Annotated in this window: 14 protein-coding genes and 1 tRNA gene; 6 read left to right on the top strand and 9 right to left on the bottom strand. The window is 70.9% G+C overall.

What is annotated here, in order from left to right:
* Nucleotides 1-48: 48 nt before the first annotated feature.
* The 4 genes from ABZY20_RS23680 to ABZY20_RS23665 all read left to right on the top strand — a co-directional run bounded on the left by ABZY20_RS23680 (nt 49) and on the right by ABZY20_RS23665 (nt 4,353).
* Complete coding sequence (locus tag ABZY20_RS23680; protein WP_356443516.1) at nt 49-1,680, top strand: DUF4407 domain-containing protein; 1,632 nt, start codon at nt 49-51, stop codon at nt 1,678-1,680.
* Nucleotides 1,681-1,871: 191 nt separating this feature from the next.
* On the top strand, nt 1,872-2,426 hold the full coding sequence (locus tag ABZY20_RS23675; protein ID WP_356443515.1) for a Pycsar system effector family protein: 555 nt from the start codon (nt 1,872-1,874) through the stop codon (nt 2,424-2,426).
* A gap of 164 nt (nt 2,427-2,590) precedes the next feature.
* A complete protein-coding gene (locus ABZY20_RS23670; RefSeq protein ID WP_356443514.1) occupies nt 2,591-2,863 on the top strand; it encodes a heavy-metal-associated domain-containing protein in 273 nt (90 codons plus the stop codon).
* Nucleotides 2,864-2,919: 56 nt separating this feature from the next.
* Nucleotides 2,920-4,353, top strand: coding sequence for an MFS transporter (locus ABZY20_RS23665; RefSeq protein ID WP_356443513.1), 1,434 nt, complete (start codon nt 2,920-2,922; stop codon nt 4,351-4,353).
* A 131-nt stretch (nt 4,354-4,484) separates the two neighbouring features.
* Here ABZY20_RS23665 and ABZY20_RS23660 read toward each other — a convergent pair whose 3' ends face one another.
* The 7 genes from ABZY20_RS23660 to ABZY20_RS23630 all read right to left on the bottom strand — a co-directional run bounded on the left by ABZY20_RS23660 (nt 4,485) and on the right by ABZY20_RS23630 (nt 9,936).
* Nucleotides 4,485-5,375, bottom strand: coding sequence for a F510_1955 family glycosylhydrolase (locus ABZY20_RS23660; RefSeq protein ID WP_356443512.1), 891 nt, complete (start codon nt 5,373-5,375; stop codon nt 4,485-4,487).
* 127 nt (nt 5,376-5,502) lie between these two features.
* A complete protein-coding gene (locus ABZY20_RS23655; protein WP_356443511.1) occupies nt 5,503-6,162 on the bottom strand; it encodes a DUF305 domain-containing protein in 660 nt (219 codons plus the stop codon).
* 108 nt (nt 6,163-6,270) lie between these two features.
* The gene (locus ABZY20_RS23650; protein ID WP_356443510.1) at nt 6,271-6,693 is read right to left on the bottom strand and encodes a DUF6153 family protein; all 423 of its coding nucleotides are present in this window, start codon (nt 6,691-6,693) and stop codon (nt 6,271-6,273) included.
* A gap of 173 nt (nt 6,694-6,866) precedes the next feature.
* Complete coding sequence (locus ABZY20_RS23645; RefSeq protein ID WP_356443509.1) at nt 6,867-7,412, bottom strand: hypothetical protein; 546 nt, start codon at nt 7,410-7,412, stop codon at nt 6,867-6,869.
* 597 nt (nt 7,413-8,009) lie between these two features.
* Nucleotides 8,010-8,083: transfer RNA gene (locus ABZY20_RS23640), tRNA-Pro, on the bottom strand.
* 47 nt (nt 8,084-8,130) lie between these two features.
* On the bottom strand, nt 8,131-8,874 hold the full coding sequence (locus ABZY20_RS23635) for a Pr6Pr family membrane protein (protein WP_356443508.1): 744 nt from the start codon (nt 8,872-8,874) through the stop codon (nt 8,131-8,133).
* Nucleotides 8,875-9,009: 135 nt separating this feature from the next.
* Nucleotides 9,010-9,936, bottom strand: coding sequence for a metallophosphoesterase (locus ABZY20_RS23630; RefSeq protein ID WP_356443507.1), 927 nt, complete (start codon nt 9,934-9,936; stop codon nt 9,010-9,012).
* Between the two features lie 133 nt (nt 9,937-10,069).
* Here ABZY20_RS23630 and ABZY20_RS23625 point away from each other — a divergent pair, with 133 nt between their 5' ends.
* A complete protein-coding gene (locus tag ABZY20_RS23625; protein WP_356443506.1) occupies nt 10,070-10,534 on the top strand; it encodes a GatB/YqeY domain-containing protein in 465 nt (154 codons plus the stop codon).
* A 276-nt stretch (nt 10,535-10,810) separates the two neighbouring features.
* On the opposite strand, the gene ABZY20_RS23620 is transcribed toward ABZY20_RS23625, so the two are convergent.
* Entirely contained in the window at nt 10,811-13,099 is a 2,289-nt protein-coding gene (locus ABZY20_RS23620; protein ID WP_356443505.1) for a transglycosylase domain-containing protein, read from the bottom strand.
* Nucleotides 13,100-13,507: 408 nt separating this feature from the next.
* Between ABZY20_RS23620 and wblA the strand changes: the two genes are divergently transcribed.
* On the top strand, nt 13,508-13,846 hold the full coding sequence (gene wblA / locus ABZY20_RS23615) for a transcriptional regulator WblA (RefSeq protein ID WP_190052608.1): 339 nt from the start codon (nt 13,508-13,510) through the stop codon (nt 13,844-13,846).
* 238 nt (nt 13,847-14,084) lie between these two features.
* On the opposite strand, the gene ABZY20_RS23610 is transcribed toward wblA, so the two are convergent.
* Nucleotides 14,085-15,530, bottom strand: a complete 1,446-nt coding sequence (locus ABZY20_RS23610) for an ArsA family ATPase (protein WP_356443504.1) — start codon at nt 15,528-15,530, stop codon at nt 14,085-14,087.
* Nucleotides 15,531-15,539 lie beyond the last annotated feature (9 nt).

Raw genomic sequence — 15,539 nt, 5'->3', positions numbered from 1 at the left:
ACGGACCGCACGACGGCGACGGGCCGCACGACTGCGGCGACGGATCGCATGACCGCGGTAACGGACCGCATGACCGGGGCGACGGACCGCTCCGCGACGGCAGACCGCCCGGCGGCGACGGATCGCACGACCGGGGCGACGGACCACACGACGGCGACGGCGGAGCGCCCGGCGGCGACGGCGACGGCGGACCGCACGACCGCTACGGCGGACCGTGCGGCGCCCATCCCTACCCCCACCCCCACCCCCGCACCCGCGAACCCTGCTGCGGCCACCGGCTCGGCGGACGGCCGGGGAACGGGCCGCGGGCCCGACTCCGGTCCCACGAGCCACCGGGCCACCGCCCGCACGCCGCACACGCCGCACACGCCGCGCATCCCGCGCGGGCCCGGCGCACCCCGCCACCCCCTCCACCTCGACACCGCGCGACGGCTGCGCGCGCTCACCGGTGTCGACGAGGAGCTGCTGGTCAGGGTCAAGTACGAGCGGAACAAGTACACCGCCCTCGGCGGCGTGGTGCTCGGCACCTCGGTCATCGCGGCGTTCTCCATGTGGAACTTCGCGACCGAGGCGCTCGGCAGGGTCTCCTTCGTGGCCCTGGTCCCGACGGTCATCTGGATGCTGTTTGTCCTCAACCTCGACCGCTGGCTGGTCACTCCCCAGCCCAACGCCCGGCGGCGGGTCGGCCCGCTCGTCATGCGCCTGCTGATCGCCCTGATGCTCGGGGTGGTGATCGCCGAGCCGCTGGTGCTGCGCATCTTCCAGACGGCCATCGAGGAACGCATCGCGGACGAACGCACCGACGCCGTCGACCGGTTGCGCACCAACCTGGTGCGCTGCAACCCTGTGCCGTCCACGACCCAGGCCGTCACCCCGGAGGGCTGCGGCAGGAAGTACGTCCTCGTCTTCGACGCGACGCCCGGCGAACGCGCCGAGGAACTGGACGCCCTGCGCTCGGACGCCGCCGCCCTGCAGAAGCGCGTGGACCGGGACACCACCCGGCTGGAGGCCATCGACTCCGAGGTGCGCGACGAGTGCGCGCGGCTGGTCCGCATCGCCGCCACCGGCCTGTACCAGCGGACGTCCGAGTGCCTGCGCCTGCGCGACAAGGCCCAGGACTACCGGACCACGCACCGCACCAGCGAGAACGAGAAGCGCCTCGCCGGCATGAACAACCGCATCTCCAAGATCGAGACCCAGCTGACCTCCTCACGCGGGTCGTTCCTGAAGGCCCGGGCCGACGGTATCGACCGGCGGCTGGACGAGGAACGCGCCAAGCAGAAGGAGATCGGCGTCCTGGAACGGATCCGGGCGCTCGACGAACTCGCCACCGGCAACGCCGTGCTGTTCGTCGGCATCTGGCTGGTCCGCCTGCTGTTCGTCCTGCTCGACATGCTCCCCGTGCTGGTGAAGTACCTGAGCGGCGACACCGCGTACGACCGGATGCTCAGCAGCGAGAGCAACAGCGCGGTCAAGATCCACGGCGAGGAGGTCCGTCTCGCCGAGCGGCGGGCCATGGCGAACCTGGAGATCGCCCAGGACGCCATCGAACAGGAGGTCAGGCGCCACCGCGCCGAGTCGGAGGCGGCGGCACGGGAACACACGGCGGCCATGAACATCCGGGTCCGTCAGGCGGTGAACGCACTGGAGGACGAGATCCGCCGCTCGTCGACCGTCTGACCCGCGCGCCCGCGCCCGGGACACAGCACCACGGCCGCCCCGCATCCACCGGGGCGGCCGCCTGTCATCGACGGAAAGCCGTCGGCGGATGGTCACTGACCGACCGGCGGATGGTCACTGACCGACCGGCGGATGGTCACTGACCGACCGACGGACGGTCACTGACCGACAGACGGAGAGAAGGGGGAGACATGACCACACCCGAAGGCGACGCAGCCGGCCCGGGCCCGGGCCCGGACGGCGGCACCGGCACCCCACCCGGCTGCGGCGCGGAACTCGCCAGGGTCCTGCTGTCCGAGGCGCGCGAGGAACTGGTGAGAGCCGACAACAAAGCCGGTCTCCTGCTGGCGTCCCTGGGCGCGGCCCTGACCGCGCTGCTCGGCGCGATCGGCAGCGGCGTCATCGCCCCGCGCCAGTACCCGGTCGTCCCGCAGCTCCTGCTGTGGCTGGGCTGCGCCGCCTGCGTACCGGCGCTCGTGCTGCTGGGCCTGGCCGTGACGCCGCGGCTCGGGACCCCGCACCGCTCCCGCACCCACTACTTCGGCGACGCGAGGCTGGCGACGTCGCCGGCGCACCTGGAGCGGACGGTCCGCCGCACCGACCCCGTGACCCGGGACCTGAGCCAGCTGGCGACCCTGTCCCGCACCGCGTGGACCAAGTACCGCTGCATACGCCACGCCCTGGCCTGGGGCACGGCCTTCCTCGCGCTCACGCTGCTGGGCCTGGTGACGGGCATGACGACGTAGCGGAAGCACCGGCCGCCCGGCCGCACCGAGATTCCCTCGACCCCCCAGGGGTATGCACCCCCGCTCTTGCGATGCATACCCCTGGGGGGTATAACTTTGCCACCATGAGGCGGATACCCCCCTGGGGTACCTCCTCCCCGCGACCCCCCTGATGGAGGACTCCCATGTCGAGCTGCTGCACCCCCAACGGAAGCTGCCACACGAGCACGGCCCACCAGGCCGTCTACCAGGTCGAGGGCATCGGCAGCGCGCACTGCCAGGGCGTCGTCACCGACGCCGTGAGCGCCCTCGACGGCGTCACCGCCGTGACCGTCGAGATCGGGACCGGCCTGGTCACCGTGACGACCGGCGCCGAGGCGGACGAGGCGTTCGACGCACTCGTCGCCGAGACCGTCGACGCGGCGGGCTACGACTTCGCGGGCCGCGTGCCCGCCTGACCCACCCGGCTGGGCCGGGTGCCCGCAACTCACCTCTTCTCCAAGAGAGGCCAGCCATGCCAACCGTCAATCCCCGCCGCTGGTGGGCCCTGGTGGTCCTCGCCACGGCACAGTTCATGGTCATCATGGACACCTCGATCATCGGGGTGGCCCTCCCCGAAATGCAGCGCGACCTCGGCTTCTCGCCCGGCGACCTGCAATGGGTGTTCAACGCCTACGTCATCGCCTTCGGCGGCCTGCTGCTGCTCGGCGGCCGGCTGTCCGACCTGCTCGGCGCACGCCGGGTGTTCACGGCCGGCTGGGCGGTGCTGATCGCCGGATCGGTCGTCGCGGCCGCCGCCCAGACCGCGTGGGTCGAGGTCCTCGGCCGAGCCGTGCAGGGCGTCGGCGGCGCGCTCATCGCACCGTCCGCCATGACCCTGCTGATGGTCCTCTTCGCCCACGACCGAAGGGAACTCGGCAAGGCCATGGCCCTGTACGGCGCCGCCGCGCCCGCGGGCGGAACAGCCGGTGTCTTCCTGGGCGGCGTCTTCACCGAGTGGCTCAGCTGGCCCTGGGTGTTCGTCATCTACATCCCGATCGGCCTGGCCACCCTCGCGGCCACCGGCCTGCTCCCCGCGGTGGCACCACGCCGGGGCGCGGTCGACGTGCTCGGCGCCGCCACCGTCACAGCCGGTCTGGCGCTTGCCGTCTTCGCCGTCGTCCGCGCGCCCGAGGCCGGGTGGGGATCCGCGCAGACCCTGCTCGAACTGGGCGGAGCCGTCGCTCTGCTGGCCCTGTTCTTCGTGGTGCAGAAGACCGTGCGCCGGCCGCTGATGCCGCTGGGCATCTGGCGGGTGCCGCGGCTCGGCTCGGCGAACCTGGCGATGACTCTGCTCGGCGCCGCGTGGATCCCCATGTGGTACTTCCTGAACCTCTACCTCCAGCAGGTCCTCGGCTACGGGGCGTTCGCCTCCGGCGCCGCGCTGCTGCCGATGACCGGCCTGCTCATGGTCTTCATGACCGCGATCACGGCCCGGCTGCTGGGCCGCTTCGGCGCCAAGCCGCTGATCGGCGGAGGTCTGCTGGTCCTCGCGGCGGGCCTGCTGTGGCTGTCGGCCGTGGAGCCGACCGGCACCTTCGCCGCCGACGTCCTGCCCGCCTCACTCGTCGCCGCGCTCGGCATGTCGCTGGCGTACATCCCGGCGATGATGGCCGCCATGTCGGGCGCCCCGCAGGAGCAGGCGGGCCTGGCCTCCGGCATCGTCAACACGACCTACCAGGTGGGTTCGGCCCTCGGCCTGGCCGCCCTCACGGCCCTGGCCACCTCCCGGGGCGCCGACCGGCTGGGCGACCTGCCCGCGCTGACGGACGGGTTCGCCGCCGCCTTCCTCGCCGCGGCCGGGATCGCGGCGGCCGGCGGTGTCACCACCCTCGTGGCGATGCGCCGGGAGAAGACCGCACCCGCCGACCGGCCGCGGGAGGAGGCGGAGGAACAGGTGGGTGTCTGACACCCACGACCACCGGCCGCACGCCGCCCCGTCCACCGACCCGTACGCCGCCCCGCCCGCCGGCCCTGAGGAGACCCTGAGGGCCGGCGGCCGGACGCCGGCGGCTGATCGCCTGTCGAGGCCGGCCGCGCTCAGTGCCCCGCGGCCGGGGCCAGGGGCAGACGCTCGGCGATCGTGCGGCCGCCGTCCCGGGACTCGTACACCCCGCCCTCCGTGGCGGCCAGGACCCGCCGCGCGTCCACGGCGGTCAGGGCCTGGGGCCGCCCGCCCGGAACGGTGCCCGCCTTCTGCCAGGTGGCGCCCCCGTCGCCGCTGCGGCGCAGCCCGCCGTCAGGGGCGACGCCGTACAGGGCCCCGCCCGTCGGCCAGGACAGGTACGCGAGGACCTCACCGGAGCCGGCGCCGAAGGTCCGGCCGCCGTCGGTGCTCCTGGCGACACCGTCCTCCGTGGTCGCGAGCACCACATCGCGGTCCCGGGGGCTGACGGCGATGTCCAGGGCGCCCAGCTCGGCACGGTCGTCCCAGGTGGTGCGGTCGGTGCTGACGCGCAGGACGCCGCGGGTGCTGTCGTAGCCGTAGACGGTGCCGTGCGCGTACTCCAGGGAGTGGAAATCGGTCGTGCCGCCCAGCGAGAGGGTCTTCCAGGACCTGCCGGCGTCGGTGGACCGGATCAGACCGAGGTTGCCGTGGGCGCCGCTGTCCCCGTCAGGGTGGCCGCTGCCCAGGAAGGTCTTCGGGCCGATGACGGTGAAGCCCATGTAGTCGGCCTTGTCGCCGACGCGCCGGGCGGTGCCGTCGTCGGCCACGGCGATCACACCCTGGTGCGTGGCGACGTACAGGCGCCGGTCGGCCGGGTCGATGCCCAGGCCGTGGACGTGGCTGACGGCAGGGCGGTCCGGATGGTCGGCCGCTGCCGGGCCGGACGGCGGACCGGCCGTCGGGGAACAGGCGGAGAGCACCGCCGTGAGAGCCGTGAGAGCGGCCGCGGAGACGACGGCGGCCGCACGGGACCGGATCTTCATGCTGAGGTCTTTCGCGAGGCGTGCGGAGATACGAGGGGGAGGGGCGGTGACCGGCGAAGCGAACGGGCGACGAAGCGGAGGGAAGGGAAAACTCCCCCTGCCGTCGCCCGCCCGCCTTCGAGAACCGTCAGCTCGTGCCGGAACCGCCGTCCTTGCCGAGGAGCTTGTTCATCTCCTCGATCTCGGCGGTCTGCGCGGTGATGATGTCGTCGGCCAGCTTCTTGGCCGGCCCGTACTGGCCCTTGTCCTTCTCGGTGGTGGCCATCTCGACGGCACCCTCGTGGTGCTCGATCATCATGGTCAGGAACATGGTGTCGAAGTCACCGCCGGACGACTCCATGAGCTTGTCCATGTCCTCGTCGTCCATCATTCCGGGCATCCCGGACGAGCCGTCGCCGTGCCCGCCGTGGTCCATGCCGGGCATGCCGGAGGGCACGTCCTCGCCCCACGCCTCCAGCCAGCCGGACATGGTCTTGATCTCCGGGTCCTGGGCCTTCTCGATCCGGGAGGCGAGGTCCTTGACCTCGGCGCTGGACGCCTGGCTCTCGGCCATCCGCGCCATCTGCAGCGCCTGCTGGTGGTGCGGGATCATGCCCTGCGCGAAGTCGACGTCCTGATCGTTGTGGGCACCGGCGGTGTCCTCGGCGCTCGCGCCGGCGGAGGTCTGCGCGCCGGAGCCGGTGTCGGAGGAGCCGCCGTCACCACCGCAGGCGGCGAGGACGAAGGCGGCGGTCACGGCCGTGACGCCCAGGGCGGCACGACGGACGAGGGAACGGTTGCTGGTCATGGGTGTACTCCTGCGAGGTACTGGTGGGGTGAACGCGCCGATCGGCGCGGGACATGGCGGAGCGCCGCGTCCGCCCTCGACGAGGGACGGCACGGCTCAGGCCTTGTCCTAGATCCGCAGGAGCTGCAGTTCGGCCAGACTGGGCGGGGCACGCCCGCCCTCGGACGCCGTGAACGCACCGGCCGGACTGTCGACCGCGGCCACGGGCGCACCGGCCCCGAGCACGGGCACGGGCAGAACCGGCCCCGCGCCGACGGCCCCGGACGCACAGGTCGCATCGGCGTGCTGCGCGTGCCCGCCGCCCCCGTCGTCGCCGTGACACACGAACTCGTCGCCGGTCGTCCCCGCGTGCGCGTGCCCGGAGACGGCGTGGGAGTGATGCGCGGGGGACGCGTGCCCCTGCGCACCCACCGCACCGCCGGGCCCGAGCCCGTGCATCCCGAGCAGCCCGGCGAGCAGCCCGAACAGCAACAGCACCCGCCACCGCCCCAGGGGCGGCCACGCGCGGCGGCACTGCGTACGGACTGTCACGCCTCACATGCTACGGAAGCATCCACCGTCCGCGCGCCGGGTTGGGCCGTCCGCGGGGGGTTGCGGCCATCACGCCCTCACGCAACGGACTTCCCCTCTGCGTGGTCCTGCCCGGCTGCCTGAAGGGTGAGCCACCGGGTGGCTCCGGGCCGGGCCGCTTGATCAGCACAGCACTAATCGGCGGATTCGATGCCCAGGTCCGATCGCATGGCACCCTTCTGCGCCCCCACGAATGGCCAGACCTCACGGTGCAGTTCGTCCTCCAGGTCCTGGAGCTCGGCCACGAGTCCGGACAGGGACGGTCCAGCCTGTTTGAACTTCCCGTACGCGGTGTTCAACCGGGTCTTGGCAACACTGCATACCTGTAGCACCGGGTCTGGGGCGATCATTTGAGCTTCCGAATAGGCGTCCCGAAAGGTGGACCGGCAGTTCTCCAGTTGTGCCAGAGATGCTTCGACGTCCACGTCGCGCCGCAGCGCATGCAGATAGTTGGTCATCGCCGTCACGAATTGCCGCGAAGCTGTGTTCAGGTCGATGTAACACCTGCGCCTCAGCTCCAGGCTCTCGCGCTGGCGGACTTGAGCCTGCTCCGCCTGCAGCAGCGCTTCGGCGTGCTCGCGTTCTTCCCGCCGCTGCTCCGCCGCAGCCTGCAATTCCAGGCGTTTTGTGCGATCCGCCCGGTTCTGCGTCAGCAGTGCCGCTCCCAGCGTGCCCACCACGCCCACGACTGCAACCACTAAGCCTGTCCAACTACCACCCACGAGTGCTGCCTTCCTCAGATTATGGGCCTGAACCACGTTCACGCCTTGAAGCGGCCCTGAGCATCCAGCGCCAGGACGGTTGCCGCTGGCGGTCGCCACGGCAATCTCGGCCCACTGAGGGCCGGACACGATGCCATGCCGCGGTCAGGCGCGCTTAAGGTAGCTGGTGCGGCGGCACCCGGCCACCACCATGCCGAGGTCTGAAGGCGCCGCTGTGGTCCATGCCATTGGGCCCCGGAGTGGCCAAGGAGCAGGGACTCACCGCCCGCCACCCCTGCGGGGGATGGCGCGCCGGCAACTCGTTCACCGGTGGCTGCTCCACACCGGCACGGCCAAGATCGAGGCGCCGCCTCCGCGACCGGACACCTGGCGTCCGCCCTCCGATCGCCTTGAGATTCTCCGCCACTCCGAGATCGCGGCGACCATGGAGGTCTGGGCGCGCGTTCCTTTGGCGGAGACCACGCCGTCAAGAGATCGGAGAGGCTGCCGCACTCCGTCTCTGCACCCACACGCAGAGGCCCATTCGCGATCAAGCGAATGGGCCTCTGACCTGTGTCGGGGTGGCGGGATTTGAACCCACGACCTCTTCGTCCCGAACGAAGCGCGCTGCCAAGCTGCGCTACACCCCGATGTCGCTGCTGTCGCGGCGACGTCGTTTACTTTAGCCCACCGGTGGCTAGAGACGAAATCCGGTTTTGCCGCGGTGGCGGATGGGGTTCGGGCGGGTATGGTCGAGCGCCACGAGGAGCAGGGCCAGGGCGTAGCAGGAGAGGCCCAGGAGCAGGGCGTTGCCGAAAACCCGCTTGTAGCCGTCCTGGCCGACGTCCAGGAAGGGGTAGAGGTAGCGGTCGGGCGTGCCCGGGAGGAGCAGCTCGCCTCGGATGAGGGAGAAGGCCAGGTAGGCCAGGGGGTAGAGGAGCCAGGCCGGGGCGTTGCGCAGGTGCAGGCGGCCGGGGGCGGTGAGCAGCAGCCAGTCCAGTACGGCCGCGATCGGCGTCACCGTGTAAAGGGTGTGGTGGGCCAGGTCCTGCCAGCCCGAGGGAGGGGCCGCCCCGTTCGCCGGCAGCAGGTGGTGCACCAAGGTCGTCATGAGGACGTACAGCAGGGTCGCGCCCATGACCGAGCCCGGGATCGGGCGCCTGGCCGTCCATGCCCGGCGCGCCGAGAAGGCCATCACCAGGGCCAGCAGGATGTTGCTCTGGATCGCGAAGAGGCTCAGGGCCCGCGCCGGGTCGCCGAGGAGCAGTTCGAGGGTCACGCCACCGGCCGCCGCGAGGGCGATCAGCAGGCGGTACGCCGCAGCCGCGGGGCGGCGGACCGGGGCGACGACGGCCGTGGCGGGGACGGGGGAGGGGCGGAGCGCCTGCTTGCGCGGGATCGCGGGGAGGTCCGGGATGTCCCTGGGTATCGGGGCTGTCATGCCCCCACGCTGACAGAAGCGGACATGGGGGGCGATATGGGTGCGGCTGTGCGGGTTACCGGGGTACCGAGTTACAGGGGTATCGAGATGCCGGGTTGCCAGGTTGCCGGGTTGCCAGGTTGCCGGGTTGCCGGGCTACTCCCGGCCCACCAACGTCAGCAACGTCGCCTCCGGCGGGCAAGCGAACCGTACCGGTGTGTAGCGGTTCGTACCGCAGCCCGCCGACACGTGCAGGTACGACGTCCGGCCCTCGGCCGTGTGCGTCGACAGGCCCTTCACCCGGTCCGTGTCCAGGTCGCAGTTGGTGACCAGGGCGCCGTAGAAGGGGATGCACAGCTGGCCGCCGTGGGTGTGGCCGGCCAGGATCAGGGGGTAGTCGTCGGCCGTGAACGCGTCCAGTGAGCGCAGGTAGGGCGCGTGGACGACGCCCATCGAGAAGTCCGCCGTGCCGGACGGGCCGCCGGCCACCTCCTCGTAGCGGTCCCTCTTGATGTGCGGATCGTCCAGGCCGGTCAGCTCCAGGGAGACGCCCTCGATCTTGAGCGTGCCGCGCGTGTTGGTCAGGTTGAGCCAGCCCGCCGCGTCGAAACCGTCGCGCAGGTCCTCCCAGGGGTTGTGCACCACGCCGACGGCCGGGGCGTTGCCGTTGAGGCCGTGGCGGCCCTGGGCCTTCTCGAGCAGGTAGCGGGCGGGGTTGCGCAGCTTCGGACCGTAGTAGTCGTTGGAGCCGAAGACGTACGCGCCCGGGAACTCCATCAGCGGGCCGAGCGCGTCGAGAACCTCCGGGACGCCCTCCGGGTCGGAGAGGTTGTCGCCCGTGTTGATCACGAAGTCGGGGCGCAGACCGGCCAGGGAGCGCAGCCAGCGCTGCTTCTTGTACTGGCCGCCGACCATGTGGATGTCGGAGACCTGGAGCACGCGCAGGGGACGCATCCCCGGGGGCAGCACCGGGACGGTGACCCGGCGCAGGCGGAAGGAGCGGGCCTCGAAGCCCGCGGCGTACAACAGACCGGCGGCACCAGCCGCCGCGATTCCCAGGGGGACTCCGTATCGCGCGCGCATACGGCCATCGTGTCAGACCGGGCGGGCAGGCCGCGCCCGGCGGTGTGCGAAATGCCCTGGCCGCACCGGTCCTTGTCGCGCCGCCCCCGAAATCAGGGGGCGTCTTCCGCTCCGCACCTGCGACAATCGAGCCATGACCACGCTCAAGTCGAAGCTGCAGGATGACCTCAACGCCGCGATCAAGGAGCGCGACGAGCTGCGCTCCTCGACGCTCCGGCTGACGCTCGCCGCGATCACCAAGGAGGAGGTCGCGGGCAAGGAGAAGCGCGAGCTCTCCGACGACGAGGTCCAGAAGGTGATCACCCGCGAGGCGAAGAAGCGGCGTGAGGCGGCCGAGGCCTTCGCACAGGGTGGTCGTCCCGAGCAGGCCGAGCGGGAGAAGGCGGAGGGCGAGGTGCTCGCCACGTATCTGCCGAAGCAGCTGTCCGACGAGGAACTCCAGCAGATCGTGGCCCAGGCCGTCGAGGAGGCCAAGGCGGCCGGGGCGGAGGGCCCGCGGGCCATGGGCGCGGTCATGAAGATCGTGAACCCGAAGGTCGCCGGGCAGGCCGAGGGCGGCCGCGTCGCCGCCGCGGTGAAGAAGCTGCTGGCCGGCTGAGCCGGTCCCCGCGCACGGCCGCGGCCCCCTTCCACCCGGGCGGTGGGAGGGGGCCGCGGCTTGTGACTGACCGGGTCGGTCTCAGGGGTCACATCCGGTCTCAGGGATCACATTCGGTCTCAAGGGTCACACCCCGGGCTCAGAGTCACCCGGGCTCAGTCTCAAGGGACACACCCCGGGCTCAGAGTCACCCGGGCTCAGTCTCAAGGGTCACACTCCGGGCTCAGAGTCACCCGGGCTCAGGGTCACACCCTCGGGGTCAGGGGTCACGCCGCCTCAGCGGAATCCTCCGCCGTTGCCGTTCCCGCCCCCGTTGCCCTGGCCGCGCCAGAAGCCCTCCGGGATGGAGAACGAGGGGGTCGGGAAGGGGTCGCCGCCCCCGCCGCCGTTGTTGCCGCCGACCAGGCCGCCGATGAAGCCGTCGTTGTCGCCGTTGCCCCCGTCGTCGCGGTTGCCGCCGTCGCCTTCGTCCTCGTCGCGGTCCCGGTCGATGCCGCTGGGGATGTCGACGTCGTTGAAGTTCTCGACGGGCTTGCCCTCCAGCGCGCCGGACATCATGTCGCGCCAGATCGGGCCGGGGACCTCACCGCCGAAGACCTTGCCGTACGAGCGGCCGCCGATGGTGATGCCGGTCATCTTCCGCTTGTGCGCCGGGTCGCCGACCCACACCGCGCCCGCCATGTTCGGCGTGTAGCCCACGAACCAGGCGGCGTAGCGCTCGTCCGTCGTACCGGTCTTGCCCGCGCTGGGACGGCTGCCGAGGCCCGCCTTGGAACCCGTGCCGTCCTCGACGACGCCCTTCAGCAGCGCGTTGATCGTGTCGGCCGTCTTCTCCGACATCGCGCGCGAGCACGTCGACTTCGGGACCTCCATCGACGTGGTCTTGTCGCCGACCCGGCGGCTGACCGACTCGATGGCGACCGGCGTGCAGTACATGCCGCGCGAGGCGAAGGTCGCGTAGGCGTTCGCCATGGTCAGCGGGGACATCTCCTGGGTGCCGAGGGCGATGGAGGGCACCTGCGGCATCTTGTCGCCGTCGGCCCGCACGACGCCCATCTTCTTCGCCATGGTCGTCACCGGGCAGATGCCGATGTCGCTGATCATCTGCACGTAGTAGGTGTTGACCGACTTGGCGGTCGCCTCCTTCATGTCGTACGGGCCGACCTCCGACTCGTTCTCGTTCTCCAGCTTGGCCGGGTTGGCGGGGTCGTTCTGCCACCGCTTGCCGTTGCAGGCCGCGACCGGGCTGGGGTAGGCCATCCGGTACGGCGAGGAGTACACCTTGTTCGCCGGCATGCCGTCGTCGAGGGCTGCCGCCGCCACGATCGGCTTGAACGTCGAACCGGGCTGGTAGCCCATGCCGCCGCCCATCGACTGGTCGACGGAGAGGTTGATCTGTGTCTCGTTCTTCTTGAAGCCGTACGGACGCGACTGGCCCATGGCGAGGACCTTGCCGGTGCCGGGCTGCACGATGGTCGCGGCGGTGGCCACCTCGTCGCTCTTGTAGACGTGGTCCTTGATGGAGGCCTGTGCCGCGTTCTGGGCCTGCGGGTCCATGGTGGTGCGGATGGTGAGGCCGCCCTGGTTCCAGATCTTCGCCCGCGCCTCCCTGGTCTTGCCGAAGACCGGGTCGTTGAGGAAGACCTCGCGCACGTAGTCGCAGAAGAAGCCGGCGCCCTTGACCGCGGTGATGCAGCCGTTCTTGGGCTTGCTGACCTTCAGGCCCAGCGGCGCCTTCATCGCCTCGGCGGCCTGCACCCGGGAGATGTCGCCGACCTCGGCCATCCGCTGCAGCACGATGTTGCGCCGCTTGGTGGCCTCCGCCTCGTCGTTGACCGGGTCGTAGCGGCTGGGCGACTGGACGATGCCGGCGAGGAGGGCCGCCTCCGGGATGTCCAGGTCCTTGGCGGACTTGGAGAAGTAGCGCCGGGCCGCGGCCTCGACGCCGTAGGCCTGCTGCCCGAAGAACGTGATGTTCAGGTAGTTCTCGAGGATCTTCTTCTTCCCCAGCTCCTCCTCGACCTGAATCGCGTACTTGAGCTCGCGGATCTTGCGGCCGATGGTCTGCTGGGTGGCCTGGGCGACCTTCGTCGGGTCGTCGCCGGCCTCCTCGACGAAGACGTTCTTCACGTACTGCTGGGTCAGCGTGGAGGCGCCCTGGGCGACCTCACCGCTGCGCGCGTTCTTGTTGAGGGCGCGCAGGACGCCCTTCAGGTCGACCGCGCCGTGCTGGTAGAAGCGCGAGTCCTCGATCGCGACGATCGCCTTCTGCATGTACGGCGAGACGTCCTTGAGGGGGACCACCGTGCGGTCGCGCGAGTAGACGGTGGCGATGGGGCCGCCGTCGGCGTCGAGGATGCTGGTCCGCTGGCTCAGCGGCGGGGTCTTCATGGTGGCCGGGAGGTCGTCGAAACTCTCGACCGATCCCTTCGCCGCCAGACCCAGCGCACCGACCGCGGGCAGCGCGATGCCGGCCAGCACGGTCCCCGCGAGGACACTGACACCGAGGAACTTGGCGGCCTGCTGCGTGGGAGACAGACCACCACCCGAACGCTTCTTTGGCATGAGGGCAGCCTACGTTCTCATTCGCCGGACAGGCGTATAGGCATTGGCCTAAGCTGCTCTCAACTGTCACAGCAGCGAGGCCACGTATCAATACGTCCGGCGAACCCGAATCGTTCCGGGTGTTCCCCAACTTTTTCGGTGGGGTCGTGTCCGAATCCGCCTTGAGTGTCATAGGGCGCCCGATGTGACGCAACTGAACTGTCCTGGTTTGCCAGGAAAGTTCTGTATGTCGTCAGGTCACTCCCCCGGGTGATCTGCCGCTTACCCATAGTCCGTTCGGGCCATTCAAGATTGGGCCCGCTGGGGGTGTTGCGCTGTGCCCACCTTCCGTAACGTCCTCAACTGGCGGCGGTGAATATGCCGCTGCCGCCGTGGGGGAGCCTCGATTCGGGAGAGGACGGCGCCGGTATGGGCTGGGTAACCGACTGGAGTGCGCAGGCGGCCTGCCGCACTACCGATCCGGATGAACTGTTCGTTCAAGGAGCAGCGCAGAACAGGGCCAAGGCGGTGTGCACCGGATGCCCGGTGCGTACGGAGTGCCTGGCCGACGCGCTGGACAACCGCGTCGAGTTCGGCGTGTGGGGAGGCATGACGGAGCGGGAGCGCCGCGCGTTGCTGCGCAGGCGGCCCACAGTGACCTCCTGGCGCCGGCTGCTGGAGACCGCGCGCACGGAGTACGAGCGCGGTACGGGTGTCGTGCCCCTCGACGACGACGAGGTGTACGAGAACTACGCGGCGGTGAGCTGAGTCCCACCGGGATCGGGACGACAACGGTGTGATCGAGACGACAACGGCATGATCCGCATGCCCACGGCGTGATCGAGACGGCAACGGCGTGATCGCGATGCCGACGGCATGATCGAGACGGTAACGGTGTGCAGGTCCGAGGGCCCTTGACGGGCCCTTCACCGTCACCGGGTCGCCGCCCGGCTCACGTCGCCCCCCGGCTCGGGGTCATCCGTCAGCGCCGGGTCGCCCTCGGGCGTCAGGCACTCGCCTCCGGTGCGGTGTCCGTCCCGGGCGGCGCGGTCGCCGGGTCGGGCAGCTCGCGTGCGTCGGCCGCCAGCCGGTCGCCGATCTCGCGCAGTCCCGCGAGGTCGTGCACGTCGCCCGGCAGCGCGGCCACCTCCGTCACGGCCACCTCCGGGTGGAGCGCGGTGAAGCGGTCACGCGTGCGCTGCTCGCGGGAGAGCAGCTGCATGCGCTCGGCGTGCAGCCTCAACAGGCCCGCGGTGAGCTGGTCCACGGACCGCTCGGGGTCCGCGGTGCCCGCGGGCTGCGGGATGTCCTCGCTGTCTTCGACGCCCTCGGCGTCCGCGGTGGGGGAGCCGCCGTCGGAAGCCGGAGCAGAGGCACGAGCTGGGGTACCGGACGGGGGAGAGTCTGAACTGTCTTCTGCGTCGGGGGAGTTACGAAGTACTGCTTTCCCGTCCTCCTGATCCACAATGCCGGGCTCTTCAAGATTTTCCGCAGCGGCGAGCGCCCGCTCGGCCGACAGCCCGCCGGCGCCGCTGCCGTGGACCCGGTTGAGCACCAGACCCGCCAGCGGCATGTCCTCAGCGGCCAGGCGTTCCACGAAGTAGGCGGCCTCGCGCAGGGCGTCCCGCTCCGGGGCCGCGACCACGAGGAAGGCCGTCCCGGGCGCCTGGAGCAGCTTGTACGTCGCGTCCGCGCGCGTGCGGAAGCCGCCGAACGTGGTGTCCATCGCCGACACGAACGTCTGGACGTCCTTCAGGAGCTGACCGCCGAGCAGCTTGCCGAGGGTGCCGGTCATCATCGACATCCCCACGTTCAGGAACTTCATCCCGGCGCGGCCGCCCAGCTTCGCCGGGGCCGTCAGCAGCCGGATCAGCCGGCCGTCCAGGAACGACCCGAGCCGCTTGGGCGCGTCCAGGAAGTCCAGCGCCGAGCGGGACGGCGGGGTGTCGACGACGATCAGGTCCCACTCGTCCCGGGCGCGCAGCTGCCCGAGCTTCTCCATCGCCATGTACTCCTGCGTGCCCGCGAAGCCCGCCGAGAGCGACTGGTAGAAGGGGTTGCCCAGGATCGCGGCGGCCCGGTCGCGGTCCGCGTGCGCCTCGACGATCTCGTCGAAGGTGCGCTTCATGTCGAGCATCATCGCGTGCAGCTCGCCGCCCGCGGAGTCGTCGATGCCCTTCACACGGCGCGGGGTGTTGTCGAGGGAGTCGATGCCCATGGACTGGGCGAGCCGCCGGGCCGGGTCGATGGTGAGGACGACGACCTTGCGACCCGCCTCCGCGGCGCGCAGCCCCAGGGCGGCCGCGGTCGTGGTCTTGCCGACCCCGCCCGAGCCGCAGCAGACCACGATCCGGGTCTTCGGGTCCTGCAGCAGCGGATCGACGTCGAGCACGCGCGCGGGGGCGAGATGGCGGGCCGGGTCGTGGCCGTGGGCCGGGTCCGGACGACTCATGACATCCCC

The organism is Streptomyces sp. NPDC006624, from assembly GCF_040611555.1.
Classification (GTDB): domain Bacteria; phylum Actinomycetota; class Actinomycetes; order Streptomycetales; family Streptomycetaceae; genus Streptomyces.
The sequence above is the reverse complement of the archived record's forward strand: the minus strand, read 5'-3'. Positions and strand labels throughout refer to the sequence as shown.